This is a genomic window from Marivita sp. (assembly GCF_020055675.1).
Lineage (GTDB): Bacteria > Pseudomonadota > Alphaproteobacteria > Rhodobacterales > Rhodobacteraceae > Marivita.
Window position 1 is genome coordinate 21,667 of record NZ_JAIPUS010000002.1, and the last position, 21,231, is coordinate 42,897.

General features: G+C 61.2%; 20 protein-coding genes and 1 tRNA gene. 8 read left to right on the plus strand and 13 right to left on the minus strand.

Annotated features, from left to right (window positions below; all coding sequences use genetic code 11):
* Positions 1 to 4: 4 nt before the first annotated feature.
* The 8 genes from ttcA to LCF59_RS01985 all read left to right on the plus strand — a co-directional run bounded on the left by ttcA (position 5) and on the right by LCF59_RS01985 (position 7,948).
* Positions 5 to 874, plus strand: coding sequence for a tRNA 2-thiocytidine(32) synthetase TtcA (ttcA, locus tag LCF59_RS01950; RefSeq protein WP_292285061.1), 870 nt, complete (start codon positions 5 to 7; stop codon positions 872 to 874).
* Between the two features lie 124 nt (positions 875 to 998).
* Positions 999 to 2,462, plus strand: coding sequence for a GGDEF domain-containing phosphodiesterase (locus tag LCF59_RS01955; protein WP_292285063.1), 1,464 nt, complete (start codon positions 999 to 1,001; stop codon positions 2,460 to 2,462).
* Positions 2,463 to 2,603: 141 nt separating this feature from the next.
* Positions 2,604 to 4,418, plus strand: coding sequence for a membrane protein insertase YidC (yidC, locus tag LCF59_RS01960; RefSeq protein WP_292285065.1), 1,815 nt, complete (start codon positions 2,604 to 2,606; stop codon positions 4,416 to 4,418).
* Complete coding sequence (locus tag LCF59_RS01965) at positions 4,415 to 5,158, plus strand: MOSC N-terminal beta barrel domain-containing protein (RefSeq protein ID WP_292285067.1); 744 nt, start codon at positions 4,415 to 4,417, stop codon at positions 5,156 to 5,158. Before yidC ends, LCF59_RS01965 begins: the two co-directional genes overlap by 4 nt.
* A 1-nt stretch (position 5,159) precedes the next feature.
* On the plus strand, positions 5,160 to 5,810 hold the full coding sequence (gene yihA / locus LCF59_RS01970) for a ribosome biogenesis GTP-binding protein YihA/YsxC (protein ID WP_292285448.1): 651 nt from the start codon (positions 5,160 to 5,162) through the stop codon (positions 5,808 to 5,810).
* Positions 5,811 to 5,900: 90 nt separating this feature from the next.
* Positions 5,901 to 6,770, plus strand: coding sequence for an acetylglutamate kinase (gene argB / locus LCF59_RS01975; RefSeq protein WP_292285069.1), 870 nt, complete (start codon positions 5,901 to 5,903; stop codon positions 6,768 to 6,770).
* Between the two features lie 77 nt (positions 6,771 to 6,847).
* The gene (locus tag LCF59_RS01980; protein WP_292285071.1) at positions 6,848 to 7,420 is read left to right on the plus strand and encodes a ferredoxin; all 573 of its coding nucleotides are present in this window, start codon (positions 6,848 to 6,850) and stop codon (positions 7,418 to 7,420) included.
* A 27-nt stretch (positions 7,421 to 7,447) separates the two neighbouring features.
* Positions 7,448 to 7,948 (plus strand): histidine phosphatase family protein, encoded by a 501-nt coding sequence (locus tag LCF59_RS01985; RefSeq protein WP_292285073.1) that lies wholly within the window; start codon positions 7,448 to 7,450, stop codon positions 7,946 to 7,948.
* Positions 7,949 to 8,018: 70 nt separating this feature from the next.
* Here LCF59_RS01985 and LCF59_RS01990 read toward each other — a convergent pair whose 3' ends face one another.
* From LCF59_RS01990 to glpX, 13 genes are all read right to left on the minus strand, one after another.
* Complete coding sequence (locus LCF59_RS01990) at positions 8,019 to 8,792, minus strand: amino acid ABC transporter ATP-binding protein (RefSeq protein WP_292285075.1); 774 nt, start codon at positions 8,790 to 8,792, stop codon at positions 8,019 to 8,021.
* 11 nt (positions 8,793 to 8,803) lie between these two features.
* A complete protein-coding gene (locus tag LCF59_RS01995) occupies positions 8,804 to 10,099 on the minus strand; it encodes an amino acid ABC transporter permease (protein ID WP_292285077.1) in 1,296 nt (431 codons plus the stop codon).
* A gap of 1 nt (position 10,100) precedes the next feature.
* Positions 10,101 to 11,315: an ABC transporter permease subunit gene (locus LCF59_RS02000; protein WP_292285079.1), complete on the minus strand. Its 1,215-nt coding sequence runs from the start codon at positions 11,313 to 11,315 to the stop codon at positions 10,101 to 10,103.
* A gap of 128 nt (positions 11,316 to 11,443) precedes the next feature.
* Entirely contained in the window at positions 11,444 to 12,460 is a 1,017-nt protein-coding gene (locus LCF59_RS02005) for an amino acid ABC transporter substrate-binding protein (protein ID WP_292285082.1), read from the minus strand.
* A 179-nt stretch (positions 12,461 to 12,639) separates the two neighbouring features.
* Positions 12,640 to 13,362 carry an ATP12 family chaperone protein gene (locus LCF59_RS02010; RefSeq protein WP_292285084.1) on the minus strand — a complete coding sequence of 241 codons (723 nt, stop codon included), beginning with the start codon at positions 13,360 to 13,362 and terminating at the stop codon, positions 12,640 to 12,642.
* On the minus strand, positions 13,359 to 14,042 hold the full coding sequence (locus tag LCF59_RS02015) for an HAD-IA family hydrolase (protein WP_292285085.1): 684 nt from the start codon (positions 14,040 to 14,042) through the stop codon (positions 13,359 to 13,361). The genes LCF59_RS02010 and LCF59_RS02015 overlap by 4 nt, the downstream gene beginning before the upstream one ends.
* Positions 14,042 to 15,085: an RluA family pseudouridine synthase gene (locus tag LCF59_RS02020; protein WP_292285087.1), complete on the minus strand. Its 1,044-nt coding sequence runs from the start codon at positions 15,083 to 15,085 to the stop codon at positions 14,042 to 14,044. Before LCF59_RS02020 ends, LCF59_RS02015 begins: the two co-directional genes overlap by 1 nt.
* Positions 15,082 to 15,462, minus strand: a complete 381-nt coding sequence (gene crcB / locus LCF59_RS02025) for a fluoride efflux transporter CrcB (protein ID WP_292285089.1) — start codon at positions 15,460 to 15,462, stop codon at positions 15,082 to 15,084. Before crcB ends, LCF59_RS02020 begins: the two co-directional genes overlap by 4 nt.
* A gap of 31 nt (positions 15,463 to 15,493) precedes the next feature.
* Entirely contained in the window at positions 15,494 to 16,798 is a 1,305-nt protein-coding gene (locus LCF59_RS02030) for a replication-associated recombination protein A (protein WP_292285091.1), read from the minus strand.
* A 3-nt stretch (positions 16,799 to 16,801) separates the two neighbouring features.
* On the minus strand, positions 16,802 to 18,190 hold the full coding sequence (locus tag LCF59_RS02035; protein WP_292285093.1) for a trypsin-like peptidase domain-containing protein: 1,389 nt from the start codon (positions 18,188 to 18,190) through the stop codon (positions 16,802 to 16,804).
* 65 nt (positions 18,191 to 18,255) lie between these two features.
* Positions 18,256 to 18,330: transfer RNA gene (locus LCF59_RS02040), tRNA-Glu, on the minus strand.
* Positions 18,331 to 18,458: 128 nt separating this feature from the next.
* Positions 18,459 to 20,216 (minus strand): single-stranded-DNA-specific exonuclease RecJ, encoded by a 1,758-nt coding sequence (gene recJ / locus LCF59_RS02045; RefSeq protein WP_292285095.1) that lies wholly within the window; start codon positions 20,214 to 20,216, stop codon positions 18,459 to 18,461.
* A 10-nt stretch (positions 20,217 to 20,226) separates the two neighbouring features.
* Positions 20,227 to 21,192: a class II fructose-bisphosphatase gene (glpX, locus tag LCF59_RS02050; protein WP_292285097.1), complete on the minus strand. Its 966-nt coding sequence runs from the start codon at positions 21,190 to 21,192 to the stop codon at positions 20,227 to 20,229.
* Positions 21,193 to 21,231 lie beyond the last annotated feature (39 nt).

The window sequence follows — 21,231 nt, forward strand, 5'->3', positions numbered from 1 at the left end:
GGCCATGCTCGACACCGCCGACGACATCCATCCGCTTTTCCACGGTGCGCCAAAGACCACCGAGTTCAAAAAGCTGCGCAAGCGCATCGTGCAGAACGTCCGCGAGGCGATCGAGCAATATGGCATGATCGAGCGCGACGCCCGCTGGCTGGTTTGCCTGTCAGGCGGCAAGGACAGCTATACCCTTCTGGCCGTGCTGCACGAGTTGAAATGGCGCGGGCTGCTTCCGGTGGATTTGCTGGCCTGCAATCTTGATCAGGGGCAGCCGGGATTTCCCGCGACCGTGCTCCCGGATTTCCTTGAAAAGATGGGCGTGCCGCATCGAATCGAATACCAGGACACCTATTCAATCGTGGTCGACAAGGTGCCGCAGGGGCGCACATATTGTGCGCTGTGCTCTCGGCTCAGGCGCGGCAACCTCTATCGCGTCGCCCGCGAGGAAGGGTGCTCTGCGGTTGTGCTCGGACATCACCGCGACGACATCCTGGAGACGTTCTTCATGAACCTCTTTCACGGCGGGCGCCTGGCCACGATGCCGCCCAAACTGGTGAACGAGGACAAGGATCTTTTTGTTTACAGACCCTTGGCCCATGTTGCCGAAGCCGACTGCGAGACATTTGCCAAGGCGATGAACTATCCGATAATCCCGTGCGACCTGTGCGGCAGCCAGGACGGGCTGCAACGTCAGCAGGTCAAAGCGATCCTCGATGGCTGGGAAAAGAACAGCCCCGGGCGCCGCCAAGTCATGTTCCGCGCGCTGACGAATGTGCGTCCCTCGCATATGATGGACAGCGATCTGTTTGATTTCAAAGGCTTGCTGACGCAGATGGGCGAAACTGCAGAGAATTCTAAGGAAATACCCGACCTGCGTTAAGCCTTGGCTTACCGACACAGGACCATCCTGTCCGAAACCATTTCGGGACAGGATCAAGATGCGTCCACGATCAAAAACCAGAGCGTCCGGATCGGTGCTTTTGCGAGGCTTGTACGGGCCGCATATGCTGGCGTTCTTGCCGGCCTTGTGCCTTGTCGCGTTCTGGGGCGGGGGCGAAGGGTTCCTGATCTTCAGCGCTCTTGCCGTTCCGCTGATCTATGCATTGGCCGGGGGATTTGGCCAAGCGTCCAGGATGGCTGCGCCCCCGGCTGTGCCAAACCCGCCGGTCGAGGATGTGGCCCGGGAATTTCTGTCGATCGCTCGTCACAACGGGCAGTCAACCGCCTGTTTCCAGGTGGAAATAGATGGACTTTCGGATATAGCGCAACGCTTTGGCGACGCCGCCGCCGATGAGGCGCGGTGCCTGTTGGACGCTAGGCTGCAATCGGTTTTGCGCGACGGTGACCGGGTATTTCACGCCCCCCCTGCACAATTCATCGTGCTCGTGGCGCCCGGTTACAGGCTCCGGCTCGATGCGCTGACCGAGTTGGCCACGCGCCTACGCCGGGCGCTCGATGAACCGTTGTCAGTGGCGGGGACGTCGCGCTATGTGTCCGCATCCATCGGGATTGCATCCTCTCTCAATTTCGGGCGCAACGTCACCGCGCAGCGATGGCTGGCCTCGGCAAACCAGGCGCTGGAGGAGGCCGTGGCCACAGGCACACCCTCGACACGCGTCTGGTCCGACAAGCAGGTCAAACCGAATTCGGCGCAGAAAGACCTGCACAAGGCGATACGCGCGGCATTGGACAGTGGTGAGTTTCAGGCGGTCTTTCAGCCACAGGTTGGGGTTCTTTCCGGCGACGTCACCGGTATGGAGGCCCTGGCCCGTTGGCATCATCCCCAAAAGGGCGTGATTGGTCCGGCCGGGTTTCTGCACCAGATGTCGGAAAGCGGCCAAATGGATAGACTGGGCCAAATCATGCTGACCCAGGCCCTGAACGCATTGATCGATTGGGACAATGCCGGGCTCACCGTCCCCGCCGTGAGCGTGAACCTGTCACAGGCCGAATTGCGCAACCCGGATCTGCCCGAACGGATCGGGGTCGAACTCGACCGGACTGGACTGACGGCAAAACGCCTTGTGATCGAAGTGCTCGAAACGGTCGTGGCCCAGGCTGGCGACGACATCGTGCGGCGCAATCTCGTCGCGCTCAGAGAACTGGGCTGTCGGATCGACCTGGATGATTTCGGGACCGGTCACGCATCGATCACGACGCTTCAACAATTTCCGATCAGCCGCGTGAAAATCGACCGCAGCTTCATCAAGGACATTGACCGCCGGAACGACAAACGCCGCATGTTTGCGGCGATAATGGCAATGACCGAAGAGCTGACCCTCGAAACGATTGGCGAAGGTGTGGAGACATTGGGTGAACATGGCATCCTGCAAGAGTTGAAATGTGGCCACGCACAGGGATTCCTGTTTGCCGAACCCGGCTCGGCGGTGGAAATGTCCAGGTGGCTGGCCGATAGGCAGGAGCAAAGGGATCCAGCCCGGAGTGCCGTGCTCAGGCGCGTGAGATAGGCGCGCGGGCTCAGCAAAACCCGCGTTACAAGGCGCCCAGCATGGGGTCTGCCCCATTTGCGGCCTGTAAATCCGCTTGACGTTCTGGCACTGTGCCTGTTGAACGCAGCGGTAATCCAAAACCACGGGCGGCGGTCTCCTATGGACGATCAGAACAAGAACCTTTTAATCGCGACGGCGCTGAGCTTTGCGGTCATTCTGGGATGGTTTGTCCTGTTCCCGCCGCCCGATCCAGCACTTGACCCGGACGCCGACTTGCCACCGACTGCCGAAAGCTCTGATCCCACGGTGGCCACCACCCCCGAGGCGGCACCGGCCGATCGTTCCGAAGCCACGCAAACCGCGCCGACCGAAGCGGCAGACGCGCCGCGCGTGCAGATCGAAACAGACCGACTGGTCGGTTCCGTCTCTCTGGCCGGCGGGCGCATCGATGACTTGTCGCTCAAGGATTATCGGGTCAGCGTCGAAGAATCGGCTGACGTTGTGCATCTGCTGAACCCGGTCGGGTCTGAAAACCCGTACTATGCACTGTTCGGCTGGGCACCGGGCGGCGGATTGACGATAGACGATGTGCCAAGCGTCGCAACCGAATGGATGGTTGAACGCGGCGATACCCTGACGGCAAACTCGCCGATCACCCTGCGGTGGGACAGCCCGAACGGCGTCACCTTCCGGCGGACCATCGCGGTCGACGAAGACTACATGTTCACCGTCACGCAATCGGTCGAAAATGCCGGCGACGACACCATGACCATCGCGCCCTACGGCCTGATCGCGCGGCATGGCGAACCGGCCTCGCTCAAGAACTTCTTCATTCTACACGAGGGTGTCGTCGCCATGGCAGACGGCACTCTGGCCGAAATCGACTATGGCGACATGACGGATTTCGCCGTCGACGCGTCGGAAGGTGCCCGCGCCGAGGTAACCCAGGTCGAAGACAGCGGCTGGATCGGGTTTACCGACCACTACTGGATGACGACCATGATTCCCGGGAACGGCACGCCGTTCCGCCAGGTGGCCAAGTACAACGAGACCAGCAACATCTACCAAACCGAGGCCGTGCAGCCAACGGTCAGCATCGGACCCGGTGAAACCCGGGAGGTCACGACACAATTGTTCGCCGGCGCGAAGGAATGGGAAACGATCCGCGACTACCAAGGGGACGGCGTTGACCGGTTCATTGACAGTATCGACTGGGGCTGGTTCTTTTTCCTGACGAAACCGATCTTCTGGCTGCTGCACCATTTGAACGTCCTGATCGGCAACATGGGCTGGGCGATTATCGGCCTGACCCTGATCATCAAGGCCGTGCTGTTCCCGCTGGCATACAAATCCTACGTCTCCATGGCGAAGATGAAAGAGCTTCAGCCGGAGATGCAAAAGATCAAGGAGCGCGCCGGAGACGATCGACAAAAGCTCCAGCAGGAAATGATGGAAATGTACAAGAAGGAAAAGGTGAACCCGGCTTCGGGCTGTTTGCCGATCCTCTTGCAAATTCCGATCTTCTTCTCACTCTACAAAGTCATTTTCGTCACCCTGGAGCTGCGCCACGCGCCATGGCTCGGGCCGTTCCAGGACCTGTCGGCGCCAGACCCGACCTCGATCATGAATGTCTTCGGTCTGCTGCCCTGGGCCGCCCCGGAGCCCGGTTCGATCCTCGCGCTCGTGTTCATCGGAATCCTGCCATTGCTTCTGGGCATCTCCATGTGGTTGCAACAAAAGCTGAACCCGGCCCCCACCGATGCAACGCAAGCGATGATCTTTGCCTGGATGCCATGGGTGTTCATGTTCATGCTGGGCAGCTTCGCCAGCGGGCTGGTGGTCTACTGGATTGCGAACAACACGATCACCTTTACCCAGCAATACCTGATCATGCGCACCCAGGGATATAAGCCGGACGTGTTCGGCAACATCAAATCCGGCATCAAGCGTGACACGAAGTCGGACGAGAAATGACTGCGACCGTCACCGAGATATGGCGGCACCCGATCAAGAGCCACGGTCGGGAAACGCTGGAGTCGGTGACGCTTGAGGCAGGCAAGGCAATGCCACTGGACCGGGTCTGGGCAGTCGCGCATGAACGGTCGACGGCAGATGGCAGCACATGGGCCAGCTGCGGCCAATTTTGCCGTGTCGCCAAGGTGCCGAGCCTGATGGCAATAACCGCGAAACATGACGCGGCAACGGGGCTGATGACCCTCCGGCACCCTGATCTTGAAGAGCTGACCTTTGACCCGGACAAGGACGCCGAAGCCTTTCTGGACTGGGTGCGCGGCCTGGTGCCGGATGACGCGTTGCAACCCGCGCGATTGGTCAAGGCACAGACCCAAGCATTTACCGACAGCGATTTTGCGAGCGTGACGCTGTGCAATCACGCGTCGCACCGGGCCGTCGAACAGCAGATTGGCCGACCGATTTCGCACTTGCGGTGGCGTGGCAATATCTGGATCGACGGGCTTGCCCCGTGGGAAGAATTCGATTGGGCCGGACGACATGTTGCTGTCGGCAAGCTCGTCCTGCGCATTCGCGAGAGGACGGATCGCTGCAAGTCGATCCATAGCAATCCGGACACCGGCAAACGCGATACAGATGTCCTGGGCGCATTGGACCACCTGGGGCATCAGGACTTCTCTGTCCGGGCCGAGGTGATCGAGGGTGGCCTCCTCAGGATTGGCGATGAGGTGACCAATGTCTGACATGCAGCTTCCTTTTGCCCTTGCCGAAGAGCCCGACGCGCAGACCCGCGAAGCCGGGCGCAAGCTCTTTGCAGGAGAGGTCGACTTCCTCAAAGGTGTGGTCGCCATGTCTGGCTTGCCCGCAGATGACCGCATCGAAGTATGTTTTGCCGGACGGTCCAATGTCGGGAAATCCACGCTCATCAACGCAGTGACGGGCCGCAAGGCAATTGCGCGGGCCTCGAACACGCCGGGACGCACACAGGAAATCAACTATTTCACGCTTGGTGATGCGCGCTACCTCGTCGATCTGCCGGGCTATGGATATGCCAATGCGCCGCTGCATGTTGTTGAAAAGTGGCAAGCGCTGCTCAAGCAATACCTGTCTGGCCGCGCTGGCCTGCGCCGCGCGTTCGTGTTGGTGGATGCGCGCCACGGGATCAAACCCGTTGATCAAGAGATCATGACCTTGCTCGACAAAAGCGCCGTAACCTTTCAAGTCGTGCTGACCAAGGCGGACAAGATCAAAGCGTCGCAGCGGGACGGCGTGCTGCAACAAGTGCGCGGCAAGCTGGCCCAACATCCGGCCGCCTATCCTGAACTGGTGCTGACGAGCAGTGAAAAGGGTGACGGCATCGCCACGTTGCGCAGCATCATCGCCGGGATCACCTGACGCGGACAGCGCAAATCGGCTTGCCTCTGCACGCCCGGTGTCGCACACAAGGCAGATGCCAGACCGCGTTCTGGCCGGGATTGCAAGTAGATGAAAACCAGAACCATGAATCACGACTGGATCGCCACTGCTCGAACCCTGTCCGAAGCTCTGCCTTACATGCAGCGCTATGCCGGGTCGGTCGTCGTGGTGAAATTCGGCGGCAACGCCATGGGGGACGAAACCGCGATGGCAGAATTTGCCCGCGATATCGTTCTGATGCGGCAGGTCGGGATCAACCCGATCGTGGTGCATGGCGGCGGCCCGATGATCAACGAGATGCTGACCAAACTGGGCATCACGTCTGATTTCGTGCGCGGCAAACGGGTGACCGACAAAGCGACTGTCGAAGTGGTCGAGATGGTGTTGACGGGCCTCGTGAACAAGCGGATCGTCCAGGCCATCATGGACGAAGGCGGCCGCGCGGTGGGGCTGTCTGGCAAGGATGACGATCTCATGGTCTGCGAAGCGGACGACCCTGACCTGGGATTCGTCGGGCGCCCCGTCGAGATCAACCCCCAGGTCTTGCGCGATCTGTTCAAGGCCGGGATCATCCCCGTGGTGGCGCCGGTCGCGACCGGCATGCAGCCGAACGAAACGTTCAACGTGAATGGCGACACAGCGGCGGGCGCGATTGCTGGCGCACTCAAGGCGGACCGGCTTTTGTTGCTGACCGATGTCAGCGGCGTGAAAGACAGCAGCGGCGAGGTGGTGACGGCCATGACACCCGAAGAGGTGCGTGAGATGACGGCGGGCGGCATCATTGCCGGCGGCATGATCCCCAAGACCGAAACCGCGCTCAAGGCGATCGAGGACGGGGTCCGCGCCGTTGTCATTCTGGATGGGCGCGTGTCAAATGCCTGTCTTCTCGAACTCTTCACCGAGCATGGCGCCGGCTCACTGATCCGCCCGATCCAGTGAGCCTTTCCGATCTTGATACAGCAGCCCGTCGCCTTGGGCTGGCCGTGCGCGGGGCCTTTCATCCCCAGGATGGGGACATGGCACCGGACTGGGCCGGAACACTGGTCATGCTCGGGCCGGATGAGCCGGACTTCTGGACGATCTTCACCGCCTCACCCGAATACATCGATGGTCGGGAACACCCCCTGGACAGGTGGTCCAAGCGGGTGACACCGATCTTGGCAAGCGCGTATCGCGGCGTAGGCATCTATCCCTATGACGGCCCGCCTTATGCGCCCTTCCTGAGATGGGCCGAACGAAGCGGGGTCTCCCGGCCGTCACCGGTTGCGCTTTTGGTACATGACACCGCAGGCTTGTTCATCAGCTTCCGGGCCGCGCTGGCTGTCCCCGAGCGCTTCGAATTGCCCGGGCCGTCGCCGTCCCCCTGCCACAGCTGCGCGGACCAGCCATGTGTCACGGCCTGCCCGGTCGGTGCCATGGCACCGGGCAAGGACTATGACGTGCCGGCCTGCATCGCGCATATCCGGTCTCCGGAAGGTGCAGCGTGCCGCCAGGGATGCCTTGTTCGGCGCGCCTGTCCCGTGTCGCAGCAGTTCGGACGCCTGGAGGAACAATCCGCTTTCCACATGCGCGCATTTTTGGGAGACTGACCGGAATTCAAAGAAAGGCGCGCTCCCGTGAAACGATTGATCCTCATGCGGCACGCGAAGTCGGACTGGTCGGCCAACGGTGACGATCATGACCGTCCATTGAACCGGCGGGGCGAAGCAAGCGCAGCCGCGATGCGCCAGTGGGTGCGCCGTCAGGGCTGGCTGCCGGACGAGGTTCTTTGCTCCACCGCAACGCGGACACGGCAGACGTTGACGCTGCTTGGCCTGCCGGAGATCCCGACCCGTTTCGAGCGCGCGCTCTATCTGGCAGAGGCCAGCGACATCATTGCGGTCCTGCAAGGCGCGACGGCGGAGACGGTTCTGATCCTCGGCCATAATTACGGTATAGCGGACTGTGCAAGTGCCTTGGTCAGCCATCCGCCGGACCACCCGCGCTTCACAGATTACCCGACCTGCGCCACAAGCCTGATATCCTTCGATATCGCCGACTGGTCCAAGGTGACGCAGGGGACCGGACAATGCGAACACTTCGCCATCCCGCGCGAGGTGATAGCCGAAAACACCTGAAGCGGCGCGCAGCCCCAAACGAAAGCGCCCCGGAGTCTTCCGGGGCGCAGTTTTACTTTTTCCCGGGAGATCAGTGCCCCAGGATTTGGCTCAAAAACAGCTTGGTCCGTTCATTCTGCGGGTTGTTGAAGAATTCTTCGGGTTCGTTCTGTTCCACGATCTGGCCCGCATCCATGAAGATCACGCGATTCGCCACCTGCCGGGCAAAGCCCATCTCGTGCGTTACGCAGAGCATCGTCATGCCCTCTTCGGCAAGGCTGACCATCGTGTCGAGCACTTCCTTGATCATCTCGGGGTCAAGCGCCGATGTGGGTTCATTGAACAGCATGATCCGGGGCCGCATGCAGAGCGACCGCGCGATGGCCACGCGCTGCTGCTGACCACCCGAAAGCTGGCCCGGATACTTGTTGGCCTGTTCCGGGATCTTAACCTTTTCCAGGAAATGCATCGCGGTTTCCTCGGCCTCGCGCTTGGGCGTCTTGCGCACCCAGATCGGGGCCAGCGTGCAGTTTTCCAGGATGGTCAGATGCGGAAACAGGTTGAAGTGCTGGAACACCATCCCGACCTCGGAGCGGATCGTGTCGATGTTCTTGATGTCGTTCGACAGCAATGTCCCGTCGACAGTGATCGACCCTTTCTGGTGTTCCTCCAAGGCATTGATGCAGCGGATCAAAGTGGATTTGCCAGACCCGGAGGGTCCCGCGATCACGATCCGTTCACCGCGATAAACCGACAGGTCGATGTCGCGGAGCACGTGGAACGTTCCGAACCACTTGTTCATGTTCTGGATCTGAATCGCCAGCTCATCCGAGACAGCCAATTGCGCAGGTGCAGGTTCAGCCATTTTCGGCCTCCTTATCGGTGATCCGTGGCAAGCTGACGCTCAAGCCACTGTGAATATTTGGAAATGCTGAAGCAGACGATGAAGAACACGAAGACTGCAAAGCCCCAGAGTTCCCAATAGACGCCGTTCCATTCGGTCGATGCCAGGATCGGACCACGGATCATTCCCACGAGATCGAACATCGAAATCACCGATACAAGCGTGGTGTCCTTGAACAGCCCCACTGCAACGTTGACGATACCAGGGATCGAGATCTTCAAAGCCTGCGGCAGGATGATCAGGCGCATGGATTGCGCGTAGTCCAGCCCGAGACTGTCGGCCGCCTCGTATTGCCCACGCGGCAGCGCGGCCAGCCCGCCCCGGATCACCTCGGCGATATAGGCCGAGGCAAACATGGTGATCATGATGATGACCCTGAGCACAAGGTCGATGTTGGCATCCGGCGGGAAGAAGTAGGCCAGAACCACATTCGCCACGAAAAGAAGCGTGATAAGCGGCACGCCCCGAATGAATTCGATGAAGATCACGCAAATCCACTTGATGATCGGCATGGAGGACTGACGACCCAGCGCCAGCAGAATCCCGATGGGCAGCGACAGCGACACACAGACCGTCCCGAGGATCATGTTCAGCATGAAGCCCCCGAGGTCGCGCGAGGGAACCGCCTCGAGCGCCAGGAAACCAGGCAGCAAGGATGGGATCAGTCCACCCGCCCATATCACGACAACAGCCGCCAAAAGACCGGCCAGCATGCCCATGGCAAAGCTCTGGCGTTCAAACCGTTTGAAGGCGAAATACCCCGCGATGACCCCGATCAGAACCATGAGGGGAATCAATATGGTCCCGCCCCAGATCAGCCAGAAGGCAATGAAGGGATAGAGCCCCGTGAAGAACAGCATCTTGCGCGGCGCGGCCGGATAGAGAGCCGGTGCCAATGCAACGATCAGAAAGACGAAGGCCAGCGTCGGGCGCCAGTATCCTTCGGACGGATACTTGAACCCGAACAGCAACTGGTTCCACCGTTCCGTCAGAACCGAGAAACACGCCCCGGTCGCGCCATCCAGCACCTCCCGACATTCGGCGAGAGAACTGGTGGACCAGATACCATTGGCGAACCACGGAAATGCTCCGGTCACGATCTGGTAGATGAAATAAAGCGACACGATCGTCAGGATCGAGTTGAACCAGCCTTTGAACAGGTTTTCCCGCATCCATTTGATCACCCCGGCCTCGGTGACGGGGGGGGCCTGTTCCGGCAGCATCGTATCCCGCACATAGGCGACGGACTGTGCATGTGTATCTGACATCTCAGCGCTCCTTCAGCCTGACGGAATTGTTGTAGACGTTCATGATCGCCGAAATCGCGAGCGAAATGGCAAGGTAGAACAACATCAGCAGGAAGATGGCCTCGATCGCGCGACCCGTCTGGTTCAGGGTGATTCCGCCCAATGTGCCGGTCAGGTCCATGTAGCCCACCGCGATGGCAAGCGACGAGTTCTTCGTCAGGTTCAGGTATTGAGAGATCAATGGCGGCACAATGACCCGCAGCGCCTGGGGCAGAACGACAAGGTTCATGATCCGCCCGGGACGCAGGCCAAGTGAGGCAGCCGCTTCGGTCTGGCCCTTGCTGACGGCAAGGATACCCGCCCGCACGTTCTCTGCGATGAAGGCGGCGGTGTAGATCGACAGGGCAAACCACAGCGATATCAGCGAATTCCGCATGAAGATGCCGCCTTGGAAATTGAACCCCGTCAATGCCGGGTATTCCAGGGTGATCGGCCGGCCGAGGACGAAATAGACGATGATCGTCGGGAGAAAGAAAATCGCGACGGAGGGCCAGAACGTCTTTATGACCTGCCCACGATCGAACAGCGCTTTCTTGGCATAGCTGCGCAGCGCAAAAATCCCGGCGATCGACGCGAGAAACACGGCGATCACGATCCCCGAGAGCGGGCCGAAGATCGGTGCAGGCGAATAGAATCCACGCCCGGTGAAGGCGAAAGCCCCCAGCACCATCGTCGCTTCGGGATCGTCTCCGCGGAAATCGCGGGGTTGCGGCAGAACGGCGACAAAGATCGCCATGATGATCAGGATCCAGATCAAGACCGGGACGTTGCGGAAAATCTCGACATAGACGGACATCAGTTGCCGCACCAGCCAGTTGTTGCTGAGGCGCAGGACACCGACAACAACCCCGATGATCGTTGCCATCAGGCACCCGAGAAGCGCGACCAGAAGCGTGTTGAGCACGCCAACCAATGAGGCCTGCCAATGCGTTGACTGGCTGGTGTAGGGGATCAATGTCTGGTTGATATCATAGCCCGCAGGTTCGCCGAGAAACTGGTAGGAGATATTCAATCCAGCAGCCTGGAGGTTGCTGATCAGGTTATACCCCAGATAAGCAAAGGCCATGATCAGCAAGAGCAACGCGACAAATTGGAACGTGTATGACCGATAACGCGTGTCGTTTATCAGCATGGATAGCTGAAACGACCCCGACGGTGGGTCTGAAATCGAAGACATATTGTTATCCCTGTTATCCCGGTATTTTTTTGGCGGCGCTTTTCGCGCTCTGATGCCGGACCGGAAGGCTTGTCGTTATTCAAAAAAGGGCGCGGAGTAACCCGCGCCCTTTCTCTTGTCCGTTGATTTTAGCGGAAGGGCGGAGCGTACAGCAGGCCGCCATCGGTCCACTGTGCGTTCAGTCCGCGTGCAAGCCCGATCGGTGTGTTTTCACCGATGTTCTTTTCGAAAAGCTCACCGTAGTTGCCGCCGGCCTTGATTGCGCGCACGGCCCAATCGGCATCAAGTCCGAGCATGTCGCCCAATGTGCCTTCCGTACCGAGCAGACGGTTGATTTCCGGGCTGTTCGTGCCGCTGGCCAATTCATCGATATTGGCCGATGTCACGCCCAGCTCTTCGGCTGCGATCAGCGCGTTCAGTGTCCAGCGCGCGACATCGCCCCATTCGTTGTCACCATGACGCACGAGCGGGCCAAGCGGCTCTTTCGAGATGATTTCGGGCAGGATCACGTGATCGCCCGGGTTTTCGAAGGCTGCACGCGTGGCGGCAAGACCCGAACTGTCGGTGGTGTAGACGTCGCACGCCCCTTCGAGATAAAGCGGCTGCGCTTCGGAGTTGGTTTCGATCGGGACCGGCTCGTAGTCGAGGTTGTTCTTGCGGAAGTAATCGGCAAGGTTCAACTCGGTCGTGGTGCCGGTCTGGATGCAGACGGTTGCGCCATCAAGCTCCTTGGCGGAGGACACGCCCAGTTCCTTCGGAACCATGAAGCCCTGCCCGTCGTAGTAGTTGATGCCGACGAATTCAAAGCCAAGGTCCACATCGCGCGAGAACGTCCATGTGGTGTTCCGTGCGAGCAGATCGATCTCGCCCGAAGCCAGGGCCGTGAAGCGCGTTTTACCGGTTGTCGGCACGAATTCGACAGCAGTCGGGTCGCCCAGCACAGCCGCCGCAACGGCCCGGCATACGCCGACGTCAAAACCATCCCACTCGCCGTTGGCATTCGGCGCGGCAAATCCGACGAGACCGGTGGTCACGCCGCAATTGAGCTGGCCGCGCGCCATGACATCATCAAGCGTGGCTGCTGATACAGCACCAGCCGATAGGCCAGCGGCAGTCATCACGCCAAGAGTTGCAAGTTTTTTCATTATTACCTCTTCCTGTTAGCCCGCACCTTGAAGCGCGGTTATTGGACGAGCGAATTCACGCTCATACGACGAAAGTCGGGAGACCCCACTTCCAATAACAGCGATTTTGCGAGGATTCAGTTCCATAGGTCAAGCGGATTAGCCTATTTTTTGGACAAGCCGCCCCACTTTGCGATTTGTTACGACGTTGACTGCCCATCAATCAATCGCAGGAACACGTCGGCATGCAGAAATGCTGCCTGCTTGAGAAGCGCCATTTCCTGCGCTTCTTCATCCGTGCCCCATTGTTCTGCCTGCCAAATCTCGTCCAGTTGCGAGATGGTCCACAAATCCTCGGCCCGGTGCAGACCTTCTTTGGCGGCGAAGCCGATGACAAGCGACCCGCTGATCGACACGAGATCGGAAAATGCGGTCAATTGGAATGCACTCAGGTCATGGACGCGCCGCCGCAGCTCAGACAGGGCCGTCGCGTCCTGCGGTTCATGCATGACACCGACCCGCGGCTCGAGCCGCGCATTCAGGGTCTCTGCTGCCCAATCCAGCAGCGGGGTCCATTGGGTCTCCTGCCGGGCGACCAGTTCATCCGGCGCATCAGCGCGATAACACAGCAGGTCACTGTCGCCATATTCGGCAATCATGTCGGCCACCTCCGCACGTTGCAGGGAGACCTTGTCGATGGCGGCATTCGCCGTGCGGGTAAACGGCATCGTGACCGGGTCGATCCGGTCCTCCTGAGCCGCGAATTCCGCGGCAATTCTTTCGGCGATGGCGTGGCTCGGAACCACGAGAAGAGCTTTTGCCGGGGTCCGCACCGGCCGGCCGTCCAACAGGACACCGTACCCGTCTTCGGTTTGCGTCGTGGTGGCATCCGTCCAGAAACGTTTCGGGGCCCATTCGCTCATGTCAGGTCTTCCATCCAGTTTTTCAGTGCAATGTCCAGATCGGCGGGGCTGTCCACAATGTGATCCGCGCCCGACAGATGCGCCGCGTCGTGATTGCCCCATGTCACCCCGATCGCGCGCGCCCCGGCAGCCTGCCCCATCTGAATGTCATAGAGGGTATCACCCACCATCACTGCATGTGTCGCTTCTATACCGGTTTCCGAAAGTGCGGCGAGCAGCATGGCAGGATGCGGCTTGGAGGGGTGATGATCGGCAACCTGGGTCGCGTGAAAATATCCTTCAAGCCCGTTTTGCGAGATGATCCGGTCCAGCCCCCGCCGCGACATACCGGTTGCGGCAGCCATCAGGATGTATGGCTCCAGTTTCAACCGGTCCAGAACAGCCCGCATGCCGGGAAAGAACATCGCACTGGCAGAGCTGCCATGTGCCGTATGCCGCGGCAGCGAGTGGCTTTTATACCGCTCGACAAGCGCGCGGCGTATGTCTTCGCCCTGATCCGGTGTCAATTGCGCCATTCCCTCTGGCAGGGACAGGCCGACGGATTGCACGATCGCCTCGCGCGGTGGCGCAGCCAAGCCAAGATCGGCAAAGGCCGCCGCCATTGACGCAAGAATATGGGCGCGGCTGTCGACCAGCGTGCCGTCCACGTCGAACACCACGAGACCGAGCGGTGGCGACATCAATCAAGATCCTCGAACGGATCGGCTGGCACCTCACGCGGGTCCCAATGCAGGAACTCCCACGTCCGCTCCATGTGTTCGGGCAAAGGGGCGGTCACGGTCAGCTTTGCGCCCGTTACCGGATGCCGGATTGAAATGGAGCGCGCATGCAGATGCAATTTGCGGCTCATATCGCCCCCGAGCATCGCCCCCCAGCCGTCGCCAAGGTTTTCCTGACCCGACCCGCCATATTTGCCATCGCCGATGATCGGATGTCCCAATTCGGACATATGCGCACGCAGCTGATGAGTGCGCCCTGTCACAGGCACCATCGCGACCCAGGCGGCGCGCTTTGCCAGCGCGCTCAGCACCGCGTAATCCGTCGTTGCGTGTTTTGCACCTTCGGTGCGGGTCACATCCTGAGGGTGGACCGCGCGCATCTTCTCGTTCTCGCCCGCAGCGCCATGGCCGGACGCTTTCACCAGTCCGAACTTTATCGTGCCCATCTGCGGCGCGGGGACGCCGGCAACCGCGGCCCAGTAGATTTTGCGCGTCTCGCGGGCGCGGAACGCTTTGGTCAGATCACCGGCCACCTGACGGGTGCGCGCCAGCAGCAGGACGCCCGACGTGTCCTTGTCCAGCCGGTGCACGAGGCGTGGTTTTTCGGCGTAACCAAATGTCAAAGCCTCGGCCAACCCGTCGACATGCCGGGTTTGCTTGCTGCCGCCCTGAGTCGGCAATCCAGGCGGTTTGTTCAGCGCGATGATGTGGTTGTCCTTGTAAAGGACAAGCGCCTTCATCATGGCGGCGTCCTTGTCGGACACTCCGGGCTTCGGGCTCGATTGACCTGTCTCCGGTTCCGGCAGCGGCGGAATACGCACCTCCTGCCCCGTGGCAAGACGCGCGCTGGCCTTGACCCGGCCACCATCGATCCGCACTTCGCCCTTGCGGCACATCTTTTCGATCCGGCCCTGCCCCAGGTGCGGAAACAACCGCTTGAGCCAGCGATCAAGACGCTGGTCCGCATCTCCCGGGCCGACGGTTACGTTCTGAACTCTGCTCATGCGAATATCCCCCGCGCCGCCAGCAGACCCAGGGCCAACGCCCCGACAGACAGGCCAACCGACAAAACAATGTATAGCGCGGCAGACCCCATCTGACCGCGTTCGATCAGCGTGACCGTTTCCAACGAGAAGGCCGAGAAGGTGGTGAACCCACCAAGAACTCCGGTCATCGCGAAGGGTGAAAAATACGCCAGCCCGCGCTGCGCCGCCATGACTGCGAAAACCCCCATCAGGAAAGAGCCGGTGACGTTGACGATGACAATCGCCAAAGGGAAGTCGCCGCCGCCAAAAAGACGCAGGACGCCAAGGCCGGTCAGGAACCTGAGCGCGGCACCGATGGCGCCGCCGAGGGCCACGAGAGAAAGGCTTGTCAACATGCGCGGTCTGTCGCGCGCGTGCAGTCGAGAGTCAAGATTGCCGCTTGGTCCGCAGCCGCGCAAAATACTCCAGCCGCTTGGTCAAATCGCGCTCGAACCCGCGCTCGACGGGTACATAAAACACGGTCCGGCCCATGCTCTCGGGGAAATAGTCCTGCCCGGAAAACCCGTCCTCTGCATCATGGTCATAGGCATAACCAGACCCGTAGCCGTGCTCTTTCATGAGCTTGGTCGGCGCGTTCAGGATATGCTTGGGAGGCGCCAGCGATCCGGTCGTCCTGGCTGCTGCGCGGGCGCCCTTGTAGGCGGCGTAGACCGCGTTCGATTTCGGGGAGAGCGCGATATAGACCAATGCCTGGGCAATCGCCAATTCGCCTTCGGGGCTGCCCAGCCGTTCGAAAGTTTCCCAGCTTTGCAGACAGACCGCCTGCGCCTGCGGATCGGCAAGGCCGATGTCCTCGACCGCCATGCGCGTGATGCGCCGGGCGAGGTATCGCGGGTCTTCGCCCGCGTCCAGCATGCGGGCGAACCAGTAAAGCGCCGCATCCGGGTCCGATCCGCGCACCGATTTGTGCAGCGCCGAAATCAGGTTGTAATGCGCATCGCCAGACTTGTCGTATTGCGCGGCGCGTCTCATCAGACGTTGCGCCAAAGCGCTGCTGTCCAGCGGTTCGCTGACATTCCAGGCCATCACCTGTTCGACAAGGTTCAAAAGCGCCCGCCCGTCGCCATCGGCCATCTCCAGCAGGTTGGCCCGCGCCGCATCGTCCAGGGGCAGGCTGCGCCCGAACTCTGTCTCGGCCCGCTGTGCCAGCCGTTCCAGGTCAGCCGCGTCCAACCGCTCAAGCACAAGGACCTGTGCCCGGCTGAGCAGAGCCGCGTTCAATTCGAAAGACGGGTTCTCCGTTGTCGCGCCCACCAGAAGGATCGTTCCATCCTCCATATGCGGCAGGAATCCGTCCTGTTGCGCCTTGTTGAAGCGGTGAATCTCATCGACGAACAGCAACGTGCCCTGCCCCGCCTTTCGCCGGTGCTTGGCCGCGTCGAACACTTTTCGAAGTTCTGGCACACCCGTGAAAATCGCGCTGATCTGGACAAAGTGCAGGTCGGTTTCGTCTGCCAGCAGCCGCGCGATCGTGGTTTTTCCAACACCGGGCGGCCCCCAGAATATCACCGATCCAAGGCTGCCCGCAGCCAGCATCACGGTCAGCGGCGAATCCGGCCCGATCACTTGCGCCTGACCGATCACCTCGGACAGTTTTCGGGGCCGCAATGCGTCGGCCAGGGGGCGCGGCGTGTCTTTGGGACCTTCCCCGGTATCGAACAGATCCGCCACCTGTCAGGCCCGGAACCGCAGGATGACACGCCGACCACCGCGCTCGACGTCCAGAAGCACGTTCGGGGCCGCCTGCAACAGGGCCGGCCCCAGGTCTGCGGGTGTCTCCAGGACAATGCGATCCACACGGCGGATGATATCGCCGGGCCGCAGTCCGACCCGCTGCCCCAATCGTCCCGGTGTCATCACGACGATCCCGTCCTTGTTCAAGGGCAACCCCAGTTCGGCTGTCACCGCCGGATTGATGCGCGCGACTTCCAGACCGCCCAGTACCTCGCGGTTGCCAAGCACATGCGTATCGCGCGGCGGATCATCCGGCGGCGCGATCAGGGTCACGTCAGCCTGCACCCGCGCGGCTTCGTGCAGATACACCATCTCGACCGTTTCGCCGAGACCCTGAACAGACATGTGGAACAGCATTTCCTCGGGTGTGTTGACCGGCTGGCCGGCGACTTCGATCACCACGTCACCCACGGCGAGTCCCGCCTCGGCCAAGGGGCTGGCGCGATGCAGCGCGGTGATGATGACGCCTTCGGGACGCAGCATGCCCAGTCCCTCCGACAGATCCGCATCCACCGGTTGCCCCAAAGCCCCGGCCCAGGGCCGTTCAAAGGCCGTCTTGCCATCCCGCGCCTGTTCCAGGAACGCCGCGACGAGCGCTGCCGGAATTGCAAAGCCAATACCGTTCGATCCGCCAGAGCGCGTCAGGATAGACGTGTTGATCCCGATCATCCGCCCCGCAATGTCGATCAGTGCGCCGCCGGAATTTCCCGGATTGATAGGGGCATCTGTCTGGATGAAATACCCCCGCCCGTTGCCCGTTGCCGTCCCCGACCGGGCCAGGCCCGAAACGATCCCGGACGACACCGTCTGACCGACACCAAACGGATTGCCGATGGCCAGCACAAGCTCTCCGACCTCGACCGTGCCGCTGTCTCTCAGGGGAAGATACGGCATATCCACCGCATCGATCTTGAGGATCGCCAGGTCGGACGCCTCATCGCCGATGAGCACCCGCGCCGTGTATTCCCGACGATCATTCAGAACCACGCGGATATCGTCGGCCTGCCCCACGACGTGATAATTCGACACGACATAGCCGTCCGCCGACACGATCACACCCGAACCCAGCGAATTCTGAACCCGCGGCCGCGCGTTCCCGAAATCACGAAAAAGCTCGCCGAAGAACGGATCGTCCTGGAACGGACTGCGCCGGGCCTGCACGATACGGCGCGCATATATGTTGACGACAGCCGGGGTCGCCTGCTTGACCACGGGGACAAAGGACAGGCCGATCTCGGCCCGCGAAGTCGGAACTCGCGGTTCGGAGTCCGTTTGCGCATTGGCCGGAAGCGCCAAAAGCGCCACGGCAAGCACATGAAAAACACGCATCACACCCATGCGCCGGATATGTCGCCGCACCAACATTTTTGCAAGTCACTGATTTCGGAATAAGGTGGCAGCCCGTAGGGGAATCGAACCCCTCTTTCCAGGTTGAAAACCTGGCGTCCTAACCGATAGACGAACGGGCCACGCTTGGTGAGCGGTGTTTAGGCAAAGCGGCGCGGCCATGCAAGTGGAAATTCGAGGAATTGCGGGTATTTTTCACTTTGATCGAACTTGCGGGGCTGGCATTTGGAATTTTAATGATTTCAGGTATTTATAAGCTCTGGCCTGGCGCGGGCGCGGCGTCCTCGAGCCGCAATTGCACCGACCGTCGGCCGCCCCATTCGTTGATTTCCAGGCGACCCGCCAAATGGAATCGCGCGCCGCCATGCTGTTCGAGCGCAGGGCCAAGCGGGCCGTCGAACGCGCCAAAGCAGATCGCTTCCAACCGCGCGCCAAGCCCGTCTCCGAAGCTGACCTTGAGGTGGGACGCCCCCACCCGTTTCGCAAACGAGATCTGAACATCGGGAAAGACGAACCGGGGCGCGGACGCACCGGCGCCAAACGGGCCTGCCGCTTCGAGTTGCTCGACCAGCTCCGGCGTCGCCGCGCCGGGCATCAGCGGGCCGTCGAGACGCAGATCGGACGCACCCAGCTTGTCCGCCCCCTGTTTCGCCAGAAGCTCGGTCAAACGCTCCATGGCAGGTTCAAGCTGATCGCGCGACAGCGAAAGCCCGGCCGCCATCTTGTGACCGCCACCTTTTTGCAAATGGCCTTCGGCACCGAGCTTCTGGATCGCCGCACCAAGGTCGATGCCGCTCACCGACCGGCCGGACCCCTTGCCGTCCTGGCCGTCAAACCCGATCACGATGGACGGGCGATTGGTCCGTTCCTTGAGCCGGGATGCCACGATACCGACAACGCCAGGGTGCCAGCCGTCACCCGCCGCCCAGACAAGCGGCCTGTCAAATCCGCGTGCTTCCGCCTGGTCCAAGGCTTGCGCACGCACCGTCTCCTCGATTTCGCGGCGTTCCGTGTTCAGCGTATCCAGTCGATCAGCCATCGACTTGGCCTCCTGCGGGTCAGTGCTGGACAACAGGCGCGCGCCCAGATCAGCCTTGCCGATCCGTCCTCCTGCATTGACCCTGGGGCCAAGAACAAAGCCCAGATGATGGGATTTCGGGGCACTTTCCAAGCGGCCGACATCGCACAAGGCCACCAGGCCGGGACGCGCGCGCTGTGCCATCACCTTCAACCCCTGCCGGACCAGCGCGCGATTGATCCCTTGGAGGGGCGCAACATCGGCGACCGTTGCCAGCGACACCAGGTCCAGCATCGCCATAAGGTCCGGGCCGCTCTGGCCAGCCGCGCGCAGTTGCCGCCCTGCCTCGACCAGAGCAAGGAAGACGACGCCGGCTGCGCAAAGATGCGCCAAGCCACCGTCCTCGTCCTGCCGGTTCGGGTTTACCAGCGCATAAGCCTCGGGAAGGGTTTCACCACCAAGGTGATGGTCGATCACCACAACATCCGCCCCTTTTGCCGCTGAAATCGGCCCATGCGACAGAGTTCCGCAATCGACGCAGACAATCAGGTCGTGATCCCGCGCCAGCGTCTGCATCGCTTCGTCGTTGGGTCCATATCCCTCGTCGATCCGATCAGGCACATAAAGCGTCGCGCCACGGCCCAGCTGCCGCAGCCAGTCGATCAGCAGCGCGGCCGACGCCCCGCCATCCACATCGTAGTCGGCAAAAATCGCGATCCGTTCATTGCGCTTGACCGCGCGGAGCAGGCGCGCGGCGGCTTTTTCCATGTCGCGCAGGGACCGGGGATCGGGCAACAAGGCCCGCAGCGTCGGTTCGAGATAGGTCGCAACCTCTTCGACCGCGACTCCCAGGCGTGCAAGCGTCTGGCAGAGCGCGGGTGGGCGCTCCGTCTGCTGCATCAGGGCTTCTGCGTGCCGCGTGACCTCTGGCGCGGGGCCGATCCAGCGCCGCCCGGTCAGCGACCGGTCAACGCCAAGATAACCGGTCACGTTGCCTCCATCACTGCATCGGGTTGCGATAGGTCATCCGGCGCACGGACCCGGTTTTAGACCGCATCAACAACGTCTCGGTGGTATAAAATCCGACCTCGCGCTTGATCGCGGGCAAGAGCGATCCGGCCGTCACACCCGTTGCGGCAAAGATCACCTCTTGCGTGACCATTTCGTCGCGGCTGTAAATCTTGTCCAGGTCGGTGATCCCGGCTTTGGCCGCGCGGCCTTTTTCATCATCGTTGCGGAACAACAGGCGCCCCTGGATCTGTCCCCCCATGCATTTCAAAGCAGCTGCCGCCAGCACACCTTCGGGGGCGCCGCCAGTGCCCATATACATGTCGATCCCGGTCTGGATCGGCTGTGCGCAATGCATCACGCCGGCCACATCGCCATCGGTGATCAGGCGGATTGCCGCGCCGGTGGCACGAATTTCTGCGATCATCTGTTCGTGGCGCGGACGTTCCAGCACGCAGACCGTGATATCGCTTGGCCCGCATCCCTTGGCCTTGGCCAATGCCTCGACCCGCTCTTTCGGCGTCATGTCCAGCGTCACGACAGTCTCGGCAAACCCCGGACCGATGGCAAGCTTGTCCATGTACACATCCGGTGCATGCAGCATGGACCCGCGCGGCCCCATGGCGATCACGGTAAGCGCGTTCGGCATGTCCTTGGCCGTCAGTGTCGTGCCTTCCAGCGGATCAAGCGCGATGTCCACGCCCGGCCCATTGCCGGTGCCCACCTCTTCGCCGATGAACAGCATCGGCGCCTCGTCGCGTTCGCCTTCGCCGATCACGACGACACCCGAGATATCCAGCAGGTTCAACTGCTCCCGCATCGCGTTCACAGCGGCCTGGTCGGCGGCTTTTTCGTCGCCGCGACCGATCAGGTCAACGGTGGCGATTGCGGCCTGTTCAGCCACCCGCGCCAGACCAAGGGACAGCATGCGGTCATTGAAATCGGTGGGCGCGGTCATGGGCGTCTCCAGTCATGGCTTCTTCACGTTGTTATCCTG

What these genes read in the sequence shown, in the direction of transcription:
- ttcA (WP_292285061.1), top strand. Translation starts at nt 5, where the DNA reads ATGCTCGACACCGCCGACGACATCCATCCGCTTTTCCACGGTGCGCCA.
- LCF59_RS01955 (WP_292285063.1), top strand. Translation starts at nt 999, where the DNA reads ATGCTGGCGTTCTTGCCGGCCTTGTGCCTTGTCGCGTTCTGGGGCGGG.
- yidC (WP_292285065.1), top strand. Translation starts at nt 2,604, where the DNA reads ATGGACGATCAGAACAAGAACCTTTTAATCGCGACGGCGCTGAGCTTT.
- LCF59_RS01965 (WP_292285067.1), top strand. Translation starts at nt 4,415, where the DNA reads ATGACTGCGACCGTCACCGAGATATGGCGGCACCCGATCAAGAGCCAC.
- yihA (WP_292285448.1), top strand. Translation starts at nt 5,160, where the DNA reads ATGCAGCTTCCTTTTGCCCTTGCCGAAGAGCCCGACGCGCAGACCCGC.
- argB (WP_292285069.1), top strand. Translation starts at nt 5,901, where the DNA reads ATGAAAACCAGAACCATGAATCACGACTGGATCGCCACTGCTCGAACC.
- LCF59_RS01980 (WP_292285071.1), top strand. Translation starts at nt 6,848, where the DNA reads ATGGCACCGGACTGGGCCGGAACACTGGTCATGCTCGGGCCGGATGAG.
- LCF59_RS01990 (WP_292285075.1), bottom strand. Translation starts at nt 8,792, where the DNA reads ATGGCTGAACCTGCACCTGCGCAATTGGCTGTCTCGGATGAGCTGGCG.
- LCF59_RS01995 (WP_292285077.1), bottom strand. Translation starts at nt 10,099, where the DNA reads ATGTCAGATACACATGCACAGTCCGTCGCCTATGTGCGGGATACGATG.
- LCF59_RS02000 (WP_292285079.1), bottom strand. Translation starts at nt 11,315, where the DNA reads ATGTCTTCGATTTCAGACCCACCGTCGGGGTCGTTTCAGCTATCCATG.
- LCF59_RS02005 (WP_292285082.1), bottom strand. Translation starts at nt 12,460, where the DNA reads ATGAAAAAACTTGCAACTCTTGGCGTGATGACTGCCGCTGGCCTATCG.
- LCF59_RS02010 (WP_292285084.1), bottom strand. Translation starts at nt 13,362, where the DNA reads ATGAGCGAATGGGCCCCGAAACGTTTCTGGACGGATGCCACCACGACG.
- LCF59_RS02015 (WP_292285085.1), bottom strand. Translation starts at nt 14,042, where the DNA reads ATGTCGCCACCGCTCGGTCTCGTGGTGTTCGACGTGGACGGCACGCTG.
- LCF59_RS02020 (WP_292285087.1), bottom strand. Translation starts at nt 15,085, where the DNA reads ATGAGCAGAGTTCAGAACGTAACCGTCGGCCCGGGAGATGCGGACCAG.
- crcB (WP_292285089.1), bottom strand. Translation starts at nt 15,462, where the DNA reads ATGTTGACAAGCCTTTCTCTCGTGGCCCTCGGCGGCGCCATCGGTGCC.
- LCF59_RS02035 (WP_292285093.1), bottom strand. Translation starts at nt 18,190, where the DNA reads ATGCGTGTTTTTCATGTGCTTGCCGTGGCGCTTTTGGCGCTTCCGGCC.
- glpX (WP_292285097.1), bottom strand. Translation starts at nt 21,192, where the DNA reads ATGACCGCGCCCACCGATTTCAATGACCGCATGCTGTCCCTTGGTCTG.